The 21181-nt window shown below is 55.4% G+C and carries 14 protein-coding genes, 2 tRNA genes and 3 rRNA genes; 18 read left to right on the forward strand and 1 reads right to left on the reverse strand.

Annotated features, from left to right (window positions below):
* Positions 1-65: 65 nt before the first annotated feature.
* The 7 genes from smpB (at position 66) to PEL8287_RS20255 (ending at position 8147) form a co-directional block, all read left to right on the forward strand.
* Positions 66-542, forward strand: coding sequence for an SsrA-binding protein SmpB (gene smpB, locus PEL8287_RS05995; RefSeq protein WP_085891433.1), 477 nt, complete (start codon positions 66-68; stop codon positions 540-542).
* A 90-nt stretch (positions 543-632) separates the two neighbouring features.
* Positions 633-911 (forward strand): hypothetical protein, encoded by a 279-nt coding sequence (locus tag PEL8287_RS06000; protein ID WP_176228566.1) that lies wholly within the window; start codon positions 633-635, stop codon positions 909-911.
* A gap of 90 nt (positions 912-1001) precedes the next feature.
* Complete coding sequence (gene sseA / locus PEL8287_RS06005; protein ID WP_085891435.1) at positions 1002-1856, forward strand: 3-mercaptopyruvate sulfurtransferase; 855 nt, start codon at positions 1002-1004, stop codon at positions 1854-1856.
* A gap of 3 nt (positions 1857-1859) precedes the next feature.
* Positions 1860-3044: an amino acid aminotransferase gene (locus PEL8287_RS06010; protein ID WP_085891436.1), complete on the forward strand. Its 1185-nt coding sequence runs from the start codon at positions 1860-1862 to the stop codon at positions 3042-3044.
* A gap of 320 nt (positions 3045-3364) precedes the next feature.
* Positions 3365-5386 (forward strand): glycosyltransferase family 2 protein, encoded by a 2022-nt coding sequence (locus PEL8287_RS19715; protein ID WP_139837707.1) that lies wholly within the window; start codon positions 3365-3367, stop codon positions 5384-5386.
* Positions 5383-6318, forward strand: a complete 936-nt coding sequence (locus tag PEL8287_RS06020) for a hypothetical protein (RefSeq protein WP_085891437.1) — start codon at positions 5383-5385, stop codon at positions 6316-6318. Before PEL8287_RS19715 ends, PEL8287_RS06020 begins: the two co-directional genes overlap by 4 nt.
* A 194-nt stretch (positions 6319-6512) precedes the next feature.
* Positions 6513-8147, forward strand: a complete 1635-nt coding sequence (locus PEL8287_RS20255) for a hypothetical protein (RefSeq protein WP_235862208.1) — start codon at positions 6513-6515, stop codon at positions 8145-8147.
* A 10-nt stretch (positions 8148-8157) separates the two neighbouring features.
* Here PEL8287_RS20255 and PEL8287_RS06035 read toward each other — a convergent pair whose 3' ends face one another.
* Complete coding sequence (locus tag PEL8287_RS06035; RefSeq protein ID WP_085891438.1) at positions 8158-9738, reverse strand: adenine nucleotide alpha hydrolase family protein; 1581 nt, start codon at positions 9736-9738, stop codon at positions 8158-8160.
* A 192-nt stretch (positions 9739-9930) separates the two neighbouring features.
* Here PEL8287_RS06035 and PEL8287_RS06040 point away from each other — a divergent pair, with 192 nt between their 5' ends.
* The 11 genes from PEL8287_RS06040 (at position 9931) to PEL8287_RS06090 (ending at position 21178) form a co-directional block, all read left to right on the forward strand.
* Entirely contained in the window at positions 9931-11424 is a 1494-nt protein-coding gene (locus PEL8287_RS06040) for an FMN-binding glutamate synthase family protein (RefSeq protein ID WP_085891439.1), read from the forward strand.
* 78 nt (positions 11425-11502) lie between these two features.
* Positions 11503-12405, forward strand: coding sequence for a protein-methionine-sulfoxide reductase catalytic subunit MsrP (msrP, locus tag PEL8287_RS06045; protein ID WP_085891440.1), 903 nt, complete (start codon positions 11503-11505; stop codon positions 12403-12405).
* Positions 12405-12617: a hypothetical protein gene (locus PEL8287_RS06050; protein ID WP_085891442.1), complete on the forward strand. Its 213-nt coding sequence runs from the start codon at positions 12405-12407 to the stop codon at positions 12615-12617. The genes msrP and PEL8287_RS06050 overlap by 1 nt, the downstream gene beginning before the upstream one ends.
* Positions 12614-12826 carry a GDCCVxC domain-containing (seleno)protein gene (locus PEL8287_RS20260; protein ID WP_085891444.1) on the forward strand — a complete coding sequence of 71 codons (213 nt, stop codon included), beginning with the start codon at positions 12614-12616 and terminating at the stop codon, positions 12824-12826. The genes PEL8287_RS06050 and PEL8287_RS20260 overlap by 4 nt, the downstream gene beginning before the upstream one ends.
* 1 nt (position 12827) lies before the next feature.
* Positions 12828-13433 carry a protein-methionine-sulfoxide reductase heme-binding subunit MsrQ gene (gene msrQ, locus PEL8287_RS06060; protein WP_085891446.1) on the forward strand — a complete coding sequence of 202 codons (606 nt, stop codon included), beginning with the start codon at positions 12828-12830 and terminating at the stop codon, positions 13431-13433.
* Positions 13434-14248: 815 nt separating this feature from the next.
* Positions 14249-15716, forward strand: a 16S ribosomal RNA gene (locus PEL8287_RS06065).
* Between the two features lie 138 nt (positions 15717-15854).
* Positions 15855-15931, forward strand: a tRNA-Ile gene (locus tag PEL8287_RS06070).
* Between the two features lie 31 nt (positions 15932-15962).
* Positions 15963-16038: transfer RNA gene (locus PEL8287_RS06075), tRNA-Ala, on the forward strand.
* 381 nt (positions 16039-16419) lie between these two features.
* Positions 16420-19861: ribosomal RNA gene (locus PEL8287_RS06080) — 23S ribosomal RNA — on the forward strand.
* Between the two features lie 88 nt (positions 19862-19949).
* Positions 19950-20064 (forward strand): 5S ribosomal RNA (rrf, locus tag PEL8287_RS06085).
* Together the 16S, 23S and 5S rRNA genes with 2 tRNA genes alongside form the textbook arrangement of a ribosomal RNA operon.
* A gap of 133 nt (positions 20065-20197) precedes the next feature.
* Entirely contained in the window at positions 20198-21178 is a 981-nt protein-coding gene (locus tag PEL8287_RS06090; protein ID WP_085891447.1) for an arginase family protein, read from the forward strand.
* Positions 21179-21181 lie beyond the last annotated feature (3 nt).

Raw genomic sequence — 21181 nt, forward strand, 5'->3', positions numbered from 1 at the left:
GCCGATTAAATGACTATCTAGTCGCTTCGCTGGACAGTCACCGCCGCCGCCGATAGGACACACCAATGGCCAAGCCGAAGGAAAATCCGAACTACAAAGTCATCGCCGAGAACCGGCGTGCCCGGTATGATTACGCGATCGAGGATGACATCGAATGCGGTATTATACTTGAAGGCTCGGAAGTGAAATCACTGCGGCAGGGCGGCGCGAACATTGCCGAAAGCTATGCCACCGTAGATAACGGTGAGTTGTGGCTGGTGAACAGCTATATCGCACCTTACGAGCAGGCCAAAACATTCACCCATGAGGAAAAGCGCCGCCGCAAGCTGCTGGTATCCCGCAAAGAGATGGCGCGGCTGTGGAGTGAAACGCAGCGCAAGGGCATGACGCTGGTGCCGCTGGTATTGTATTTCAACCATCGCGGTCTGGCCAAGTTAAAGATCGGTATCGCCAAGGGTAAACAGAACCACGACAAGCGCGAGACCGAAGCCAAGCGTGACTGGAACCGGCAAAAACAGCGCTTGTTGAAGGATCACGGTTGAGAGCAGGGGATTTACCCAAGGGTTTTTCCTCTTAGGACAGGGTTTGTTACTCTGGTGGGTTTCAGTCAGTGAAACCGAGTGAGTGTGTTTGTGGAACTTCTTATCAGTCTTATTTCAGGTGCGGTTGGCGGCAATGTCGCCGGAGACCTGATGAAGAATTTCAACCTTGGAGTGCTGGGAAATTCGATTGCCGGGATCGTCGGTGGTGTTCTGGGCGGGCAGATTCTGGCGTCCTTGGGGGCAGGTGGCCTGGCGGCCTCCGGTGGGATGGATGCCGGTGCGATCGGCGGTCAGGTGGCGTCGGGTGGTGTTGGTGGCGGGGTCGCCATGGTGATCGTCGGGCTGGTCAAGAAACTGCTGGTAAAATGACGCAGGATTAAAAGGCATCAGAGCATGGCTTGGCCTTGCTCTTTGGACCTGTAGAAGGTACGCAGGGCGCGTCTTGAACCGGGGGCGCCCATGGCACTTGATGATCCGAAAACACTTGTTTCCACTGACTGGCTGCAAAGCCACCTGAAAGACCCTGATCTTAGGGTGCTGGATGGCACGTGGTTCATGCCGTCCGACGGGCGCGATGCGAAGGCGGAATATCACGCTGCGCATATCCCCGGCGCGCGGTTTTTCGATATAGATGACATCAGCGACAGCCGGTCGGACCTGCCGCATATGGCACCTCCGGTTGAAAAGTTCATGTCGCGTCTGCGCGCCCTGGGTGTCGGCGACGGGCATCAGGTGGTGGTCTATGACGCCCATGGCCTGTTTTCTGCCGCGCGCGTGTGGTGGCTGTTCAAGCTGATGGGCCAGGACAATATCGCCGTACTGGACGGCGGGCTGCCCAAATGGCAGGCCGAAGGCCGCGAGATTGAGGATCTGCCCCCCGTTGTGCGCGACAGGCACATGACGGTGCGGCGGCAGAATCATCTGGTCAAGGATGTCACCCAGGTGTCGGCGGCCTCGAAGCTGGGGGATTACGAAATTCTGGATGCACGATCCGCCGGGCGGTTCCGGGGCGAGACACCCGAGCCGCGCGACGGACTGCGCAGCGGGCATATTCCGGGGTCAAAGAATGTTCCCTATACCGCGTTGCTGTCCGAGGACGGCACGATGAAAGACCCAGACGCACTGCGCGCGGTCTTTGACGCGGTGGGCCTGGATGCCGCCAAGCCGGTGATCACCACCTGTGGGTCGGGTGTGACGGCAGCGATCATCAACCTTGCACTGGCGCGGATCGGTAGAACCGACCACGCGCTTTATGACGGATCCTGGACGGAATGGGGGGCCTTTCCCACCCTACCCGTCGCCACCGGAGAATAAGCAATGTTTTCCAATCTCAAACAGCAGCCCGCCGACAAGATACTGGCGCTTATTCAGGCCTTTCGTGAAGATCCGCGGGAGAACAAGATTGATCTGGGTGTGGGCGTCTACAAAAACGCCCAGGGCCAGACCCCGATCATGCGCGCCGTCAAGGCGGCCGAGCGCAAACTTTGGGAAGAAGAGACCACAAAAACCTATGTCACGCTGGCCGGGGACGCGGCGTTTTCTGATACGATGATTTCGCTGGTGCTGGGCGATGCTGTGGCCCGTGATCGGGTGGCGGCAGTGGCCACGCCCGGAGGGACAGGGGCCGTGCGTCAGGCGTTTGAGCTTGTGCAGATGGCCAACCCGGACGCGCGGGTTTTTGTGTCGGACCCGACCTGGCCCAACCATCTGAGCATTTTAAAGCATCTCGGCATTGAAACCGTGACCTACAGGTATTTCGACACCGAGACCTGTGGTGTGGATTTCGGTGCCATGATGGCCGATCTGGATCAGGTGAAAGCGGGCGATCTGGTGCTGTTGCATGGCTGTTGCCACAACCCGACGGGCGCCAACCTCAACCTGATGCAGTGGCAGCAGGTTGTTGATCTGTTGAATGCCAAAGGCGCTGTCCCGATGATCGACATTGCCTATCAGGGTTTCGGCGATGGTCTGGACAAGGACGCTGCCGCCACCCGGTTGGTGGCGGCCAATTGCCCCGAGGCACTGATTGCGGCAAGCTGTTCAAAGAATTTCGGTATCTACCGCGAGCGGACCGGCCTGTTGATGGCCGTTGCACAGGAAAAGGGCCTGCATGGCGTGATGCAGGGCAATCTGGCCTATCTCAGCCGGCAGAATTATTCCTTCCCGCCTGATCACGGTGGCAAGCTTGTAAGCATCGTACTGAGCGACGATGTGTTGCGTGCCGACTGGCAGGTCGAACTGGAAGAGGTGCGGCAGGGCATGCTGGCACTGCGCGAGCAGTTGGCGGACGAATTGCGGCGGCTTTCGGGATCGGACAGGTTTGGTTTTCTGGCGCAGCATCGCGGCATGTTTTCACGACTGGGGGCGTCGCCCGACAAGGTGGAAAGGTTACGCGCCGAGCACGGGATTTACATGGTCGGCGACAGTCGGATGAACATTGCCGGGCTGAATTCCCGGACGGTACCGGTGCTGGCGCAGGCGATCATTGACGTTGGTATCTGAGCGGGCAGACCTTTCACGACCCGGTCATGCGGTGCAAGAGAACGCCAGCCTGATCCGAATAAGCGCGCTTATCGCGCGCGCCTGATCCCTCGTCAGACTTGCCTGACTCAGTGTAAATGGCAGCGTGACGCACAAATGCGGATTTAGCGCGTGTTGCGGATCTTGACCCGAGTATTTCCTGCTATGCCCATGAGAGTGGTAAAGTGACACATCTGTTGCGAGATTGCGCCTTGGGCGCGTATAATATGTGGGTTGAATTGTGTGGCAGGGAGTTACGCCCTACACCGGCAGGCAGATAAAAACAGAACAAAGATTGCGCCATGGCAGAGCAGGATACTGCAACAGCAGAAGAGCAGCCGCACCCTCGTTGGCTGGAGGATCTGCGTCCTGGCGGGATGGGGCAGGGATTTCTGGAAAAGCGCCTGCGCCATAGTCTGATGTTCGTCAGGCGGCCGGTGGATCGGCTGTTGGTCACCTTTGATAACCTTTCAAATGTCAACGACACGTCGATTGGGCGCGAACCCTGGGCGTTCAAGTTTGCCCGTGACGCCAATATCTCACATCTGGGGATCATGGCGCATGCCAGCGACTGGTACCGCGATCCCGAACTGATCGAACGCCTGCAGAAGCTGGCCGATGAGGGATTTTTCGACGGCTATGCAAGGGTGGTTTTTGCGGGTGTATCGATGGGCGGTTTTGCGGCCATTGCCTTTGGCTCGCTGGTGCCGGGGGCGCATGTGGTGTCAGTCAATCCGCAAAGCACGCTGAATCCCGATTTGGTGCCGTGGGAGACGCGGTATGAAAGCGGCCGGCGACAGGACTGGACCTTGCCGCTTTCGGACGCGGCGGCGCTGACCCGCGGGTTGGGCCGGGTCAACATCTTTTACGACCCCTATCATGAACTGGACCAGCAACATATCGACCGCTTCAGCGGCGACAATATCCGGATTTTCAATTGCCGGTATTCCAACCACAAGACGGCCGTGTTCCTGCGTAAGATAGATGCGCTGAAACCGGTGATGCATCATGCGATTTTTGACGAGCTGACGGAACCGGAATTTTACAGGCTATATCGCGGGCGGCGCAATTTGCCGTGGTTTCGCGGCTCGCTGGCGGGTTATTTCAACGAGCTGGGCCGGTACGAGATGGCGGAATGGGCCACAAAAGCGTTCCGCAACCGCCTGCAGAGGATCAAGCGCGAAGCGCTGGTGGCAGACGAGACTGAAGAGTCCGAGGACGACGACGGGGAGGATGTCGAGGCCAGAACAGCAGTTACCAAACCGGCCGAGGCGGCATCGGTGCCCTCAGACCGGTCACGGCGAAATGAGCGCTGCGCGATCATAACGACGATGAAAAACGAAGGCCCGTTCATGCTGGAATGGGTGGCCTATAACCGCGCGATCGGATTCAGCGATTTTCTGATTTACACCAACCATTGCGATGACGGCACCGATGCGATTGCCATGCGGCTGGATGAGTTGGGGCTGGCTAGACATGTGGACAACAAGTTCAAAAAAGGCGCCAGCCCGCAACGGGTGGCCTTGCGGCGGGCGCTGAAGGAAGAGGTTTACCAGAACGCCGACTGGGTGATCTGCGCTGATTGTGACGAATTTCTGAACGTGCGTGCAGGCGATGGTACGCTGACGGCCTTGTTTGAGGCAGTAGGGGATGCTGATGCGATCTCGCTTTGCTGGAAGCTGTTTGGTTGTGGCGACCGGGTGGATTACGAAGACCGGTTCGTGACCGAGCAGTTCGTCTGGTCCGCGCCTGAGGAATTTACATCGAAGTACCGGGCTCTGGGGCTGAAAACCCTGTTCCGCCCATCCGACGACATTCGCAAATTTGGCGTGCACCGGCCAAAATTTGACGGGCGGCCCGAGGGGTACGTGTGGAAGGATGCCGGCGGGCAGTTGATGCCCGAGAAGTATTTCACCGCCGGCTGGTCTGCCCATCGTGGATTTCATCACGACCATGCGCGGCTGCATCACTATGCAGTGCGATCGGTAGACAGTTTTCTGGTAAAACGCGACCGGGGCCGCACCAACCATATCGACCGTGATCAGGGGGTGGCCTATTGGGCGGACATGAACCTGAATATCGCCGAAGACCGGTCAATGCTGTCGATGGTCGAACGCGCGAGGGTTGAGTTTGACAAGCTGATGGCCGACCCCGAGCTGGCGCGCCTGCACAACGCGGCCTGCACATGGCACCGCGGCAAGGTCGAAGCGCTTAAAAAGACCGAAGAATGGTCGGCGTTGCATGACTTGTTGCAGGTGATCAACCGACCTGGTCAGATGCCGGTGAACCGCGACCAGCTGATGCAGGATCTGGCTGCAGAATGACGCGTCCCGATCTGGTATTGCATGGTGGGTTTCACAAGACCGCAACCAGCCATATCCAGTCAATTCTGGCGCGTAATTCTAAGTTTCTAAAGCGCGAGGGTGTTCTTTATGTGCATCATCGCGACGCGCGCAAGCGGCTGACGGTGCCGGTTCAATGCAACGCCTACAACGCCATTGGGATGGATTGGGACCCCAAAATTTCGGATGAAGAGTTGAGGCGGTTGACGTCCGGATTTTTCGACGAGTTGCTGGACACCGGTGCCGAGCGGATCATCCTTTCGGACGAAAACATGGCCGGGCATTGCGGCCACTGCGTGAAACGTGGGATGCTGTACCGATGGCGCCGCAAGCTGATCGAAGTATTTGCCGCCCAATTTCCCTACGCCGTATCAGAGGTGCATCTTGGCGTGCGTAACTATGCCGATTTCTTTGCCTCGGCTTATGTTGAATACCTGCGTTCAGTTCAGGGGCAATGGTTTGTGGACGAACCACAGATGCGCAAGCAGGTGCTGGAAGTCATGCCAAGCTGGCACAACATCCTGAAATCGGTGGTTACGTTTTTCCCCGGCGCAAAGATCTACGTCTGGAAATACGAGGATTTTCGGCGGATCGACCAAAAGGTCCTGGCCAATCTGTGTGGACCAAAGGTTGACGTGGCCCAGTTGAAAGAGCCCAAGGACAAAAATAAACGCCCCACCGCATCAGGGCGGGCGGTGGCCGAGTTGTTGCATATGATTCACAAGGACGGGGCCAAATACGCCCTGGAGCAGCGGGTTGCCCTGCAAGAGAAATACCCGCGAGGGCCCGAGTTTGGCAGTTATGACCCCTGGCTGCCCAACGAGCGCGCCCATCTGATCCGTATTTACGAGCGCGATATCGAAGACATCCGCGCCAATCCGGATCTTCATCTGTTGAGTGTCGGAGACGGCTGAACCGTGTTTGGCGCGGTCGGGCTGTGGCGCTTGGGTGGCAGCGGTCGGGGAAATGATCGTCCGGGCAGGATAGTGTTGCACCAATCCGGACTGGCCCATAGAAAAAGATCCAACAAAAACGAGGTTTCAGGGCTGGCCCCGGACCCGTTGCCAAAACCCCGGTTGTGGGGTGGCGGCAATAAACGAGGATCGATATGAGCAGAGACTACACAATCGGCATGCTGTGGGTCGAGGGCCCGCTGAGCTATGTTGAAACGCTATGCGCAAAATCTTTTCTGGATGCCGGCCATCAGGTGAAGCTTTATCACTACAAGGACGTGCAGAATGTGCCCGATGGCATTGAACTCGTGCATGGTGATACGGTGTTGAAGATCGACCGTTTTATCCAGCATGGTCGCACGGGAAGTTTTGCGCTTTTTTCGGACGTATTCCGTTATCATCTTCTGCAACAGAATGCCGGCATGATCTGGGCTGATCTGGATGCCTATTGCGTCAAGAAGTTCGAATCCGAAACCGGGCATTTCTTTGGTTGGGAGTCGGCCAAACATATCAATGGGGGTGTCCTGGGCCTGCCGCCAGACAGTGATGCACTGGGCCAGTTGCTGGAAATGACCGAGGATGAATACGGCGTACCCGAATGGTTTACGCAGGCCGAAAAGGACCGGCTGCAAAAGCTGAAAGACGCGGGCAAGCCAGTCCATGTCAGCGAAATGGTCTGGGGTGTCTGGGGCCCGCATGCGGTCACCCATTACCTGAAGAAGACCGGCGAGGCGAAATATGCTCTGCCGATTGAGGGGCTGTATCCGGTGGGCTTTCGCAACCGGCGTCAGCTGATGCGTGGCGGCATGAAGCAAAAGGTCGAGGCGGTACTGACACCCGACACCTACTCCATCCATTTCTATGGGCGCCGCGTGCGCGAGTTTCTGTCCAATATAGGCGGGTTGCCCGAGCCTGACAGCTATATGGAAGAACTGCTGGTCAAACATAACATCGACACCGACACCGCTCCCGTCCTGTCGAGAGAGGAGAAGGCCGCGATGAAATCGAAGAAAGCAGAAAAGCCCACCACCGAAAAACCCGCGAAAGCCCCGGCAAAACCGGCTGCGGCGAAAATATCTGCCGGGCCGGTGCCGCAGTTGCCCATTGGAAAGGGCGGCGAGAATCTGACCGATCTGGCCGATCGCTATGGATCAGACAAGGGATCGACCAAGCACAGGTATACGGAACTTTACCACATGCTGTTTCATCCCTACCGGGGCCGCAAGATCAATTTCCTGGAAATGGGTCTGCTGATCGGCGGGCCCGAGCACGGAATCGACAAGGATCGCGAAACCACCGATGTGCCTTCTATCCGGATGTGGCTGGAATACTTTCCCAAGGCGCATATTCACGGGCTGGACGTGTCCGATTTCAGCTGGTTCAAGAATGAGCGATTTACCTTTCATCGCTGCGACATGGACAACCGGGCCGAGATCACCCGGGCCATCGAAGAAATTACCCCTGCGCCGACGATTGTTGTGGATGATGCAAGCCACGCAAGCCACCACCAGCAGAATGCGTTTCTTGAGATTTTCCCACGGCTGGAATCAGGTGGGCTTTACGTGATCGAGGATCTTCGCTGGCAGCCCGAAACCTATGAAAAACCGGGTATCACCAAAACAGCGGCTTTGTTCCGCAGTTGGCTGGACCACCGCGAGTTCCAGCATTCCGACCCCGCCATCGCAGCTGAATTCAACGCGTTGGCGCCGGAAATATCCGGCTGTATTGTCGAGCCGGTGCGCTATCAGAAAAAGCGCCGTGATCAGGTGGCGGTGATCCACAAACGCTGAATTCTGCGGATCATTTTTTGGCATTCTCGTCTTTTTGGATCGATGCAAGTTCGCGGGATGTTGGAATGCCAGCCAGCGCAGGTTGTGTCTGCGCAATGATTTCAGAGTAGAACTTTCCACGCCGCCGCGCCGGATAGGGCAGGGCCATGCACAACTCAAAAATGGCCCGATCGCATGCGGGTGGCAGATAAAAGCAGTGGTTTACGCTTTGAAACCCGGACTGCGTATAGGGAAGGGTGTTTTCGATATAGTTGAAATCATGCATCACGTCGGCTGCACATGGCGGTAGCTGGTCAATCCAGCTTTGCATGGCTAGCCTGCGGGAGGAAACCTGTTCGTCTGTCACCGCTGCGACCTGACAGCGGTAAACCGCGTGTTCCAGCGGGTCGGTTGTGTCGGATAGTCTCAAGCGCGGCCACCAGACGGCTGAAACAAGCTCGAGCATATTACCACGCACCAGAATGTCGTTTTTAGGAATCCAGTCCAAAACGCCGCGCTGGATTTGTTTGTTGAGTGGCGCCACAAAACCAGACGAAACATCGTGGTGCAGCATGGCCCGGTTTTGTGCGTATTGGCCTTTGAACCCGCCGTTGCGGTAATTGCCGTCCGGCTGCACGATCTTAATGTCACGCTGGAAATGGTGCGCCAACATACTGGCCACCTGTGTATCCATATAAGACGACCATGACATCGCGTGGCTATACAGGTGCATATTGGGCCCGAACCCATCGACCGCTGCGGCCAGTACCATCCGCGAATCCAGCCCGCCCGACAGCGCAAACCAGGCTTGATTGTCGCCCACAAGCGCATTGCAAAGTTGCCCCAGCCGTTGCGCCAGAAATTGAGCGGCGTCGCGCAGATCGGTGATTCCACTGGCAAATTCGTACCCCTGTGCGGGCCAGAACCGCGTTTCGGTAAATTGGGACAGCGAAAGCCGATGGTTTGGGCTCAGGCGTTTGACATCGCGGTCAGCCGTGTGGCCGAATGAAAAGCCACCTTTGGTGACTGTTCGAGGTGCCTTGTGGCGCAGCTCATTGGGATTTTCCAAACCGACGACCGATCCAATATCAAACTCGGGGTTTTGAATGATCTCGCGCTCAAGGGTCAAAAGCAAAGACGACGCCACAATGCCAGCGTCCGGGTGATAGACCACTGAAAGTGATCCCGCTGGATCACAATAGACATAGATGTCATCCGGCGTGGACAGAAACACAACATACCGCCCACCAAGCCCGGTGATCAGCTCCTGTGCTGTGGTGAAGAAATCATCAGCGTCAAAAGCGCGGGGAAGTGCGTACTCCGCTGTTAGTTTTTCACCATCGGCGGTTGCGGCAAGGCCAAGGCAATAGCCAGCGGTTTTGCCATTCGCAGCTTTCAGAACCGTGACCGGAAGATCGGGGCAATGTTGCAGCGCCCACGTGCCAAGGATATTTGAGATAAAGCCAGGCAGAGGTGGCTTGCGCGCAGGGGCCAGTCGGAATTGCAGGCGGAAGGTTTCGTTGAAATCCAGTTCAAGCCGGGCGCAGGTTGTCTCGGCCAGGCAGGGTGCTGCGGGCGCGTTGGATTGCAAGACTTGACTGGTTTTGGGCATGGGGCTGCTCAATATTTATGTGCTGCAACTTTGCGGGAGTGCCTTGGGGCATCTGCTGTTTTGTGTCACGTTAGCTTACCGCAAAAACAAAGGAAACTTTTACGTCGCCCCTTTGTTCACAGCGAGGTATGTCGCAGGGTGGTGGCATTTATAAGCTGTCCCCGAAACCGAACGGCAGAACGGAGAAATGTTATGAATTTTATGCTGAATTTCCTTCAGTTGCTTGCGCTTCTATTTGTTTTGGTAATTGGCGTCTTTGTCGTTCTGGTCATTCTGTTTTTCATCATCGACAAAACCCAGACCGGCGATGCGATACGACGCAATTATCCTGTGATCGGGCGGTTCCGGCATTTATTCACATCACTGGGCGAATTCTTTCGTCAGTATTTCTTTGCCATGGACCGCGAAGAGATGCCGTTTAATCGGGCGCAGCGGGACTGGGTGGCGCACGCTTCAAAGGGGGGAGACAATACAATTGCTTTTGGGTCAACCCGGAACCTTGGCCTGGCGGGCACGCCGATTTTCGTCAACGCGGCCTTTCCGCCGCTGGATGATCAGTTTGCCACGACCGCGCCGATGATCATCGGGCCGACGGCGGCGATCCCCTATAGCGCCAAGTCGATCTTTAACATTTCCGGCATGAGCTATGGCGCGATCTCCAAGCCTGCGGTCGAGGCGCTGAGCCGGGGGGCGGCCAAGGCGGGTGTCTGGCTGAATACCGGCGAGGGCGGGCTGAGCCCGTTTCACCTGACCGGGGGCTGCGATATTGTCTATCAGATAGGGACCGCCAAGTACGGCGTACGCGATGAGCATGGCAACCTGAGCGACGAGAAGCTGAGAGCGATGTCGGAGAACCCGCATATAAAAATGTTCGAGCTGAAACTGGCGCAGGGGGCCAAGCCGGGCAAGGGGGGCATTCTGCCTGGCAGCAAGGTGAATGCCGAGATTGCCGAGATACGCGGGATCAAAGAGGGAGAGGACAGCATTTCACCCAACCGGCACCGCGACATCAATGACTTTGCCCAATTGCTGGATGTGATCGGCCATATCCGCGAGGTGACGGGTCGGCCGGTCGGTTTCAAGACCGTCATCGGATCAACCACACCCTGGGTTGAGCTGTTTCAGCTGATCCTGGCGCGAGGTCCGGATAGCGCACCGGATTTCATAACGCTGGACGGTGGCGAGGGCGGCACCGGGGCAGCCCCGATGCCCCTGATGGATCTGGTGGGCATGCCGATCCGAGATGCCCTGCCGCGGATTGTCGATCTGCGCGATGAATACGGGCTGAAGGAACGCATCCGCATTATTGCAGCCGGTAAACTGGTCAACCCGGGTGATGTGGCTTGGGCGATTTGTGCAGGCGCCGATTTTGTCACCTCGGCGCGAGGGTTCATGTTCAGCCTTGGCTGCATTCAGGCACTCAAGTGCAATAAGAACACCTGTCCCACGGGTATCACTACGCATGACCGGCGCTTGCAGGCCGGGCTGGTGGTCGAGGACAAATACAACAAGGTCGCTAATTACGCCAAATCGGTTATCAAAGAGGTCGAGACAATCGCCCATTCGGTGGGTGTGGCCGAGCCGCGCCAGATGCGCCGACGTCATGTCCGCATGGTGCAGGCCGATGGCACGTCCATTCCCTTCAATAAGATTCGTCCAAGTTACAATCTGGGCACACCTTTGTGAGGGGGATTGTTTTGCTGCGTGGCTGAGGTGACATTAAGGGCGCTTATATATCTGCGCGCTCAAGGACAGGAACCTCGAATGGCCAACCGCTGGAAAAACGATCTGAAAGACTGTGATGTGACACCCGAGGCGGCATTTCTAAACCGCCGTCAACTGATGGCGGGGGCGGCGGCCGGAATCGGACTGGCAGGCATCGGCAGCACCGCCAGGGCCGAAACGCTGGAGCCGAACGACTGGGAGGATATCACCAGCTACAACAATTATTATGAGTTCGGCACCGGCAAGGATGACCCGGCGCGCTATGCCCATACGCTTGTGACCAAGCCATGGACCGTCAAGATTGACGGGATGGTGGATCATCCCGGTGACTATGCATTTGATGATATCATGGCGATGATGACGGTCGAAGAGCGCCTTTACCGGTTCCGCTGTGTCGAGGCATGGTCGATGGTGGTGCCATGGAACGGGTTTGAGCTGGCTGATCTGCTGGCGATGGCAGGTGTGCAATCGGGTGCCAAATATATCGCCTTTGAAACTGCCAACCGCCCGGATGAAATGCCAGGCGTGCGGTATCCCGTGCTGGACTGGCCCTATGTCGAAGGTCTGCGCATCGACGAGGCCATGCATCCGCTGACGATCATGGCGACGGGGATTTATGGCAAGGACATCCCAAACCAGAACGGCGCGCCGCTGCGTCTGGTGGTGCCGTGGAAATATGGCTTCAAATCGATCAAGTCGATTGTGCGGATCACTGCAACAGATAAACAGCCGCCGACCAGCTGGAACAAGGCCAATGCCAGCGAATACGGCTTTTATAGTAATGTGAATCCAAAGGTGGATCACCGCCGCTGGAGCCAGGCAACCGAGCGGCGCATTGGAGGCGGTCTTTTTACAAAGCGGCAGGATACACTGATGTTCAACGGCTACGCCAATGAAGTGGCGGGGATTTATGCCGGAATGGACCTGCGGAAAAACTTCTGATGCTGGCGCGCGTGATGACATGGGTTGGCGGTCTGGGGGCGGTAACGGCGCTGTTGTGTTGTTTCACAGGGTTGCTGCCGATGATCATCGGCGCATTTGGGCTGACCTCGCTTTTGCCAATTCTTTATAAGGACTCGGTGTTGTTCCCGGTGGCCGGGGGCTTTCTGGTTCTGTTGGCGGTTGGGGTCTACCTGCAGCGGGGGCGGGCATGATCCTGATATCCGAGTTGACCTGTCCCGACTGCGGGCACAAACGCGCCGAGACGATGCCAACCGATGCCTGTCAGTTCTTTTATGAATGCCGTGGTTGCGGGGCCGTGTTGCGGCCCAAGCCAGGCGACTGCTGTGTCTATTGTTCCTATGGCACGGTGCCATGCCCGCCGATTCAGAACGGCGATAGCTGTTGCGGGCATAGGGCCTGAGATGGGGCCGATCGACGGCGTCAATGCGGCTGCACGGCGGATGCCTGCGTGGCCCCTGTATATAATAGGTGTGTTACCTGCGATCTGGCTGGTGTGGCTGGGCGCGACCGGAGGCCTGGGTGCAGAACCAATCAAGGCACTGGAGCGGGGTCTGGGCGAAAAGGCGTTGCAGCTTTTGGTGCTGGTTCTGGCAATTACGCCGCTGCGCCGATTTGTGGGGCTGAACCTGTTGAAGTTCCGTCGTGCTATCGGGTTGCTGGTCTTTATATATGCCGCGCTGCATCTGCTGGTCTGGCTGGTGCTGGATGTGCAGATACCGGCGCAGATCTGGGCCGACATCGTCAAGCGCCCCTATGTGACCATCGGCTTTACCGGGTTTCTGCTTTTGGTTCCGCTGGCAATGACCTCGAATAACTGGTCGGTGCGCAGGCTGGGGCCGAAATGGCGACAACTGCACAGGCTGACATATGTGGCCGCAGCTTTGGGGGGGGTGCATTATATATGGCTGGTCAAAGGTATTCAGATTGAGCCGCTGGCCTACATGGCCGTGATTCTGGGGCTTTTGGCCCTGCGCAAACGTGGCGCGCCCAGAAAACAGGCAGGCTGACGCGGTAAATGTCACCTGCAGGGCAAGAAAAGAATGGCGACTCACTGGAAATTTCACCGGGTAGCGCGAAAAATCCGCTTTTTGGCGGGATTACCTGGAGAAAATTCAGCGAGCGAGTCGGTTTTTTCGAGTCGGGCAGGGTGGAATCGGGTGGAATGCGGGCGATTCACCGGCAAAATCGACATGAGTCTCTATGTGAGTCTTGCTTCACTTGGGGGTAGGCTTGTGGATAACGCTATATCTTGCGTCTGCAGACGCTGCGTCGCAGCAATAATATTGCGTGAAACCCCCGAATATTGAAATCTAGTGGGCGTAAGTATCTAAAAACATGGAGAAATACAGAAACTTGAAAAAAAGATGACGATTGATGAAAAAAGGGGTTGCGGGTCTGCGCATCAAACCGTAGAACCCCCCTCACCGGCGGCGCAGAGATGCACCAACGGGGCGCCAGACGGACCAGACGGGCAGCAGCCAAGACGGGAAGCGAGGCACAACTAACTGAGGTAAATGAAGCGGGTTGCGCAAAAGAGATTAAGCGCTTCCGGTAGATTTTGTCTCAACGCTCTTTGAAATCGCAAGTATCTGAAGAGATATGTGGGCGGTTTGGTTCAGTTCGATGGATCAACCTCTTCATATCAACTACCTAGGGCTTCGGCCCGATGATGGATAGTCAGCTTCACTGTTTGAACGGCTTTCGGTTTTCTTATGAAAACCAGAAGCACATCAGACAGATAAAGACGCCATTAGGTTTCAGTAAGGCCTGATGGTGGATGTGCAGAGGTTCGAACGTCAAGGTTAAGCAAGCAATTGCTTTTCAACTTGAGAGTTTGATCCTGGCTCAGAACGAACGCTGGCGGCAGGCCTAACACATGCAAGTCGAGCGCACCTTCGGGTGAGCGGCGGACGGGTTAGTAACGCGTGGGAACGTGCCCTTCTCTAAGGAATAGCCACTGGAAACGGTGAGTAATACCTTATACGCCCTTCGGGGGAAAGATTTATCGGAGAAGGATCGGCCCGCGTTAGATTAGATAGTTGGTGGGGTAATGGCCTACCAAGTCTACGATCTATAGCTGGTTTTAGAGGATGATCAGCAACACTGGGACTGAGACACGGCCCAGACTCCTACGGGAGGCAGCAGTGGGGAATCTTAGACAATGGGCGAAAGCCTGATCTAGCCATGCCGCGTGAGTGACGAAGGCCTTAGGGTCGTAAAGCTCTTTCGCCAGGGATGATAATGACAGTACCTGGTAAAGAAACCCCGGCTAACTCCGTGCCAGCAGCCGCGGTAATACGGAGGGGGTTAGCGTTGTTCGGAATTACTGGGCGTAAAGCGTACGTAGGCGGATTGGAAAGTATGGGGTGAAATCCCAGGGCTCAACCCTGGAACTGCCTCATAAACTATCAGTCTAGAGTTCGAGAGAGGTGAGTGGAATTCCGAGTGTAGAGGTGAAATTCGTAGATATTCGGAGGAACACCAGTGGCGAAGGCGGCTCACTGGCTCGATACTGACGCTGAGGTACGAAAGTGTGGGGAGCAAACAGGATTAGATACCCTGGTAGTCCACACCGTAAACGATGAATGCCAGTCGTCGGGTTGCATGCAATTCGGTGACACACCTAACGGATTAAGCATTCCGCCTGGGGAGTACGGTCGCAAGATTAAAACTCAAAGGAATTGACGGGGGCCCGCACAAGCGGTGGAGCATGTGGTTTAATTCGAAGCAACGCGCAGAACCTTACCAACCCTTGACATACTCGTCGTAGTTTCCAGAGATGGATTCGTCAGTTCGGCTGGACGAGATACAGGTGCTGCATGGCTGTCGTCAGCTCGTGTCGTGAGATGTTCGGTTAAGTCCGGCAACGAGCGCAACCCACATCCCTAGTTGCCAGCAGGTTAAGCTGGGCACTCTATGGAAACTGCCCGTGATAAGCGGGAGGAAGGTGTGGATGACGTCAAGTCCTCATGGCCCTTACGGGTTGGGCTACACACGTGCTACAATGGCAGTGACAATGGGTTAATCCCAAAAAACTGTCTCAGTTCGGATTGGGGTCTGCAACTCGACCCCATGAAGTCGGAATCGCTAGTAATCGCGTAACAGCATGACGCGGTGAATACGTTCCCGGGCCTTGTACACACCGCCCGTCACACCATGGGAGTTGGGTTTACCCGAAGGCCGTGCGCCAACCTTTTAGGAGGGGGCAGCGGACCACGGTGAGCTCAGCGACTGGGGTGAAGTCGTAACAAGGTAGCCGTAGGGGAACCTGCGGCTGGATCACCTCCTTTCTAAGGATTTTCCTAGCATCTTGAGCTTGCTCTTGATCGTGGAAAACTTAGCAAGATCAGCAAACAAAGCTGGTCATATTTAGAACCGGACCGTCCTCATATCTCTTCAGACAAGTTTTCAGGCCTACCGGCCTGTCTGGGTCGGTAGCTCAGGTGGTTAGAGCGCACGCCTGATAAGCGTGAGGTCGGAGGTTCAAGTCCTCCTCGACCCACCATGTCTTTTTCGCTGCGCGAAATTGACCTTTTGGGGCCTTAGCTCAGCTGGGAGAGCGCCTGATTTGCATTCAGGAGGTCAGCGGTTCGATCCCGCTAGGCTCCACCATAAATCGATTTGACCGCTAAGCACTGTATCAAGTGTTTAGCCGTCCAATCGGACGAATTGACATCGTATAGAGAGATACAAATATCAACACTGTTTGGTAATCGCGAGTAAGCGATTTACCTCAGTTTGGTGCTTGAAGCCTTCGGGCCGATAGCAAGCATTTGACGCGATTGCTTCCTCGATCGCCCTTATGTGTGCCAGCTGAAACGAACAGAGTTGTCCAAGTCAAGTACACTAACCCGAGCAATCCAAAAGGGTTGCTCATTGTCTGGTTCCGCACGGAACCAGGCGGGAAAAGTATGACTTTTGTTCCAGAATAAGGGCAGCGGTTTCTTACCAGCTTCCGTTGTCGCGCAAGCTAGTCTTGCTTTTTCTGGATCAAATCAAGCGCGAAAAGGGCGTTTGGTGAATGCCTTGGCAGTAAGAGGCGATGAAAGACGTGATACTCTGCGATAAGCCATGAGGAGCTGAGAATAAGCTTTGATCCATGGATTTCTGAATGGGGCAACCCACCTGACAGTTTGTTATAATAGCCTTCGGGCTGCTTATAACTTGCTGAAACAGGTACTTAAGGACTGAATACATAGGTCTTTAAGAGCAAACCCGGAGAACTGAAACATCTAAGTACCCGGAGGAAAGGACATCAATTGATACTCCCCTAGTAGCGGCGAGCGAACGGGGACCAGCCGAGCCATGATTGTGAATAGAACGTGTTGGGAAGCACGGCCATAGTGGGTGATAGCCCCGTATATGAAGCATGATTGGACGTATTAAGTAGGGCGGAACACGTGAAATTCTGTCTGAAGATCGGAGGACCACCTTCGAAGGCTAAGTACTCCTTACTGACCGATAGTGAACCAGTACCGTGAGGGAAAGGTGAAAAGCACCCCGACGAGGGGAGTGAAACAGTACCTGAAACCGAACGCCTACAATCAGTCGGAGCTTGACTGGACTCTAATGACAATCTGCTTCATCAACATGACTGAAAAGTCTTGGAGAGAATAAGCATGTCGGATCTTGCATTTATAACGGATGGTACCTTTGCAGTAATTGGCCTGGTTGCCGGTTTAATCGACATGGGCATTAATCATTGCCCCAACGATGGCTGCCTGACCAAAAACAAGGTACAGTCTTATGCAAGCCTCTCGGTTGGCGACACGGTGTTCCAAAAGGACACAGTCGGCGAAGAGATATACTTCCGCAGAGATACAAGTATAGCGAATGGGCCGTTCCAATTGGCCTACGGACTTTCAGCCTCCAGCGATGGAGAGCTATGGGCCGGAATTGGCCATGTTTATACTCTCAGCAATCGGAAGAAAAACATGTTCCTGCAGCTACACGCTATGACCGGCCTTTACGAAGAGGGCGACGGCGTGGATCTGGGCGGACCGATCGAATTTCGTTCGGGCATCGAATTCGGATATCAGAACAAATCTGGTGTGCGGATGAGTGTCGGGGCCGATCACCGCTCGAATGCAGGGCTTTACAGCGGAAACCCTGGTCTGGAAACGGTACACTTTCGGGTGTCCATACCAACCAAATGATTGTTATTAGTGTCCAGTCTTGTGACGGCGTACCTTTTGTATAATGGGTCATCGACTTGGTCTATCTAGCAAGCTTAAGCCGTTAGGTGTAGGCGCAGCGAAAGCGAGTCTTAATAGGGCGAATGAGTTAGATGGATCAGACCCGAAACCGAGTGATCTAGGCATGACCAGGATGAAGGTAAGGTAACACTTACTGGAGGTCCGAACCCACACCTGTTGAAAAAGGTCGGGATGAGTTGTGCCTAGGGGTGAAAGGCCAATCAAACTCGGAGATAGCTGGTTCTCTGCGAAATCTATTTAGGTAGAGCGTCATCCGAATACCATCGGGGGTAGAGCACTGGATGGGTAATGGGGCCCCACAGGCTTACTGATCCTAACCAAACTCCGAATACCGATGAGTACTAGATGGCAGACAGACTGCGAATGCTAACGTCCGTAGTCGAGAGGGAAACAACCCTGACCTACAGCTAAGGCCCCCAATTCATGGCTAAGTGGGAAAGCAGGTGGGACGACCAAAACAACCAGGAGGTTGGCTTAGAAGCAGCCATCCTTTAAAGATAGCGTAACAGCTCACTGGTCTAAATAAGTTGTCCTGCGGCGAAGATGTAACGGGGCTCAAGCCATGAGCCGAAGCTTAGGATGCCGTAAGGCATGGTAGCAGAGCGTAGTGTGACATAGTTCCATTCCTCCTTAGCACCGTTCGCGGTGCATTGGAGGACCGGAGCTTTCGATGAAGCCGGGGCGTGAGCCATCCGGTGGAGAGATCACTAGTGAGAATGATGACATGAGTAGCGACAAACAGTGTGAGAGACACTGTCGCCGAAAGTCCAAGGGTTCCTGCTTAAAGCTAATCTGAGCAGGGTAAGCCGACCCCTAAGGCGAGGCCGAAAGGCGTAGTCGATGGGAACCAGGTTAATATTCCTGGGCCAGGAAGTAGTGACGGATCTCGAGGGTAGTTCATCCTAATCGGATTGAATGGGCTGCTTAGAGGTTCCTGGAAATAGCTCTTCCGCTAGATCGTACCCTAAACCAACACAGGTGGACTGGTAGAGAATACCAAGGCGCTTGAGAGAACCACATTTAAGGAACTCGGCAAAATACCTCCGTAAGTTCGCGAGAAGGAGGCCCGATTGAAACGCAAGTTTTGGTCGGGGGCACAAACCAGGGGGTGGCGACTGTTTACTAAAAACACAGGGCTCTGCGAAGTCGCAAGACGACGTATAGGGTCTGACGCCTGCCCGGTGCCTGAAGGTTAAAAGGAGAGGTGAGAGCCTTGAATTGAAGCCCAGGTAAACGGCGGCCGTAACTATAACGGTCCTAAGGTAGCGAAATTCCTTGTCGGGTAAGTTCCGACCTGCACGAATGGCGTAACGACTTCCCCGCTGTCTCAAATGTGGACTCAGCGAAATTGAATTGCCTGTCAAGATGCAGGCTTCCCGCGGTTAGACGGAAAGACCCCGTGCACCTTTACTACAGCTTCACACTGGCATTAGGCCGAACATGTGCAGGATAGGTGGTGGGCTTTGAAGCAGGAACGCTAGTTTCTGTGGAGCCTCCCTTGAGATACCACCCTTGTTCTGCTTGATGTCTAACCGCGGTCCGTTATCCGGATCCGGGACCCTGTGTGGCGGGTAGTTTGACTGGGGCGGTCGCCTCCTAAAGCGTAACGGAGGCGCGCGAAGGTTGGCTCAGAGCGGTCGGAAATCGCTCGTTGAGTGCAATGGCAGAAGCCAGCCTGACTGCGAGACTGACAAGTCGAGCAGAGTCGAAAGACGGCCATAGTGATCCGGTGGTCCCGAGTGGAAGGGCCATCGCTCAACGGATAAAAGGTACGCCGGGGATAACAGGCTGATACTGCCCAAGAGTCCATATCGACGGCAGTGTTTGGCACCTCGATGTCGGCTCATCTCATCCTGGGGCTGGAGCAGGTCCCAAGGGTACGGCTGTTCGCCGTTTAAAGAGGTACGTGAGCTGGGTTTAGAACGTCGTGAGACAGTTCGGTCCCTATCTGCCGTGGGTGTAGGATACTTGAGAGGAGTTGCCCCTAGTACGAGAGGACCGGGGTGAACGAACCACTGGTGGACCTGTTGTGGCGCCAGCCGCAGTGCAGGGTAGCTATGTTCGGACAGGATAACCGCTGAAGGCATCTAAGCGGGAAGCCCCCCTCAAAACAAGGTATCCCTGAGGACCGTGGTAGACCACCACGTCGATAGGCCGGAGATGTAAGCGCAGCAATGCGTTCAGTTGACCGGTACTAATTGTCCGATAGGCTTGATTTGATCCAGTAAAAGCCAGACTTTTACGGATAATCAAAAGCATACACACCATAATCAGCGTACGTGACTTGGATTTAAGGATTTTTCTCGGTTTGGTGGTCATAGCACAAGCGAAACACCCGGTCCCATCCCGAACCCGGCCGTTAAGCGCTGTAGCGCCGATGGTACTGCATCTTAAGATGTGGGAGAGTAGGTCACCGCCAAACCTAGTAAAATCCTTAAGTTGTATCTCTCTGTCGATGAATTTGCAAATTTCGCACTACATGTTGCCCCGCACCTTGCGCGGTTTTTCTTTTTGCCCCACCGTCTGTGTGAACCGCAGAGGGATACGAGGGTAAAATGGCCAAAGAACATGACGCAAGCATGATGCAGAACCTCTATTGGTGGGGCATCCCGACATTGTTCCGTTGCCCGAACGAGCCTGCCGAAGGCAAGGATATCGTGCTGGCCGGTGTGCCGCATTCGACTGGAAACGGCACAACCGAGCGCGACCAGCATCTAGGGCCACGCGCGGTGCGGAATGTATCCTGCCTGCAGCGGCGCGTGCATGGGGAGATCGGGATAAACCCGTGGGAAAAAGCGAAAATTTCCGATATAGGTGACGTTCCGTTTCCACGTGCGAACGATAATGAACATTGTATTCAGCAGATCACCGACTTCTATAAAGACGTTGATGCTGCAGGCGCCCGACCCGTGTCGATTGGGGGCGATCATTCGATCACCGGGGGTATCCTGCAAGCTCTTGGGGGTGGAAATCTCTCCAACGGAGAGGCTGTCTCCCTGCTGCATCTGGATGCCCATACGGATGTGTTTACGAAAGTTGATCATTTTCTAGGCGCTGAAAAATCGGCCGCCCATTGGGGCGCGTATCTTGCCGATCAGGGTCAGGTGGATCCCAGTACCTCCATGCAGATCGGTCTGCGGGGGCACCCGAGGACATTGGATTGGCTGCAACCCAGTTATGACTATGGCTATAACGTTGTGACCATGAAAGAATATCGCTCTCGCGGGGCGTTGGATGTGATCCAGCAAATCAAAACAGTGCTGGATGGCAGACCGGTTTACATCACCTTCGATCTGGATTGCCTTGATGCCGCTGTCGCCCCGGCCGTTTCGAACATCGAACCAGGCGTGACCGGGTTTTCGATGGATGAGGCGATAGAGTTGCTGCATGCAGTGCGGGGAATGAACATCGTGGGCGGGGATGTCGTCTGCCTGATGCCGACCAAGGACAGCCCAAACCAGATCACCGCCATGGTCGCTGCGGCGGTTATGTTCGAAATGGTGTCGATGATTGCGGAAAGCATGCCGATGGCATAATTG

It is taken from the genome of Roseovarius litorisediminis (assembly GCF_900172295.1).
Lineage (GTDB): Bacteria > Pseudomonadota > Alphaproteobacteria > Rhodobacterales > Rhodobacteraceae > Roseovarius > Roseovarius litorisediminis.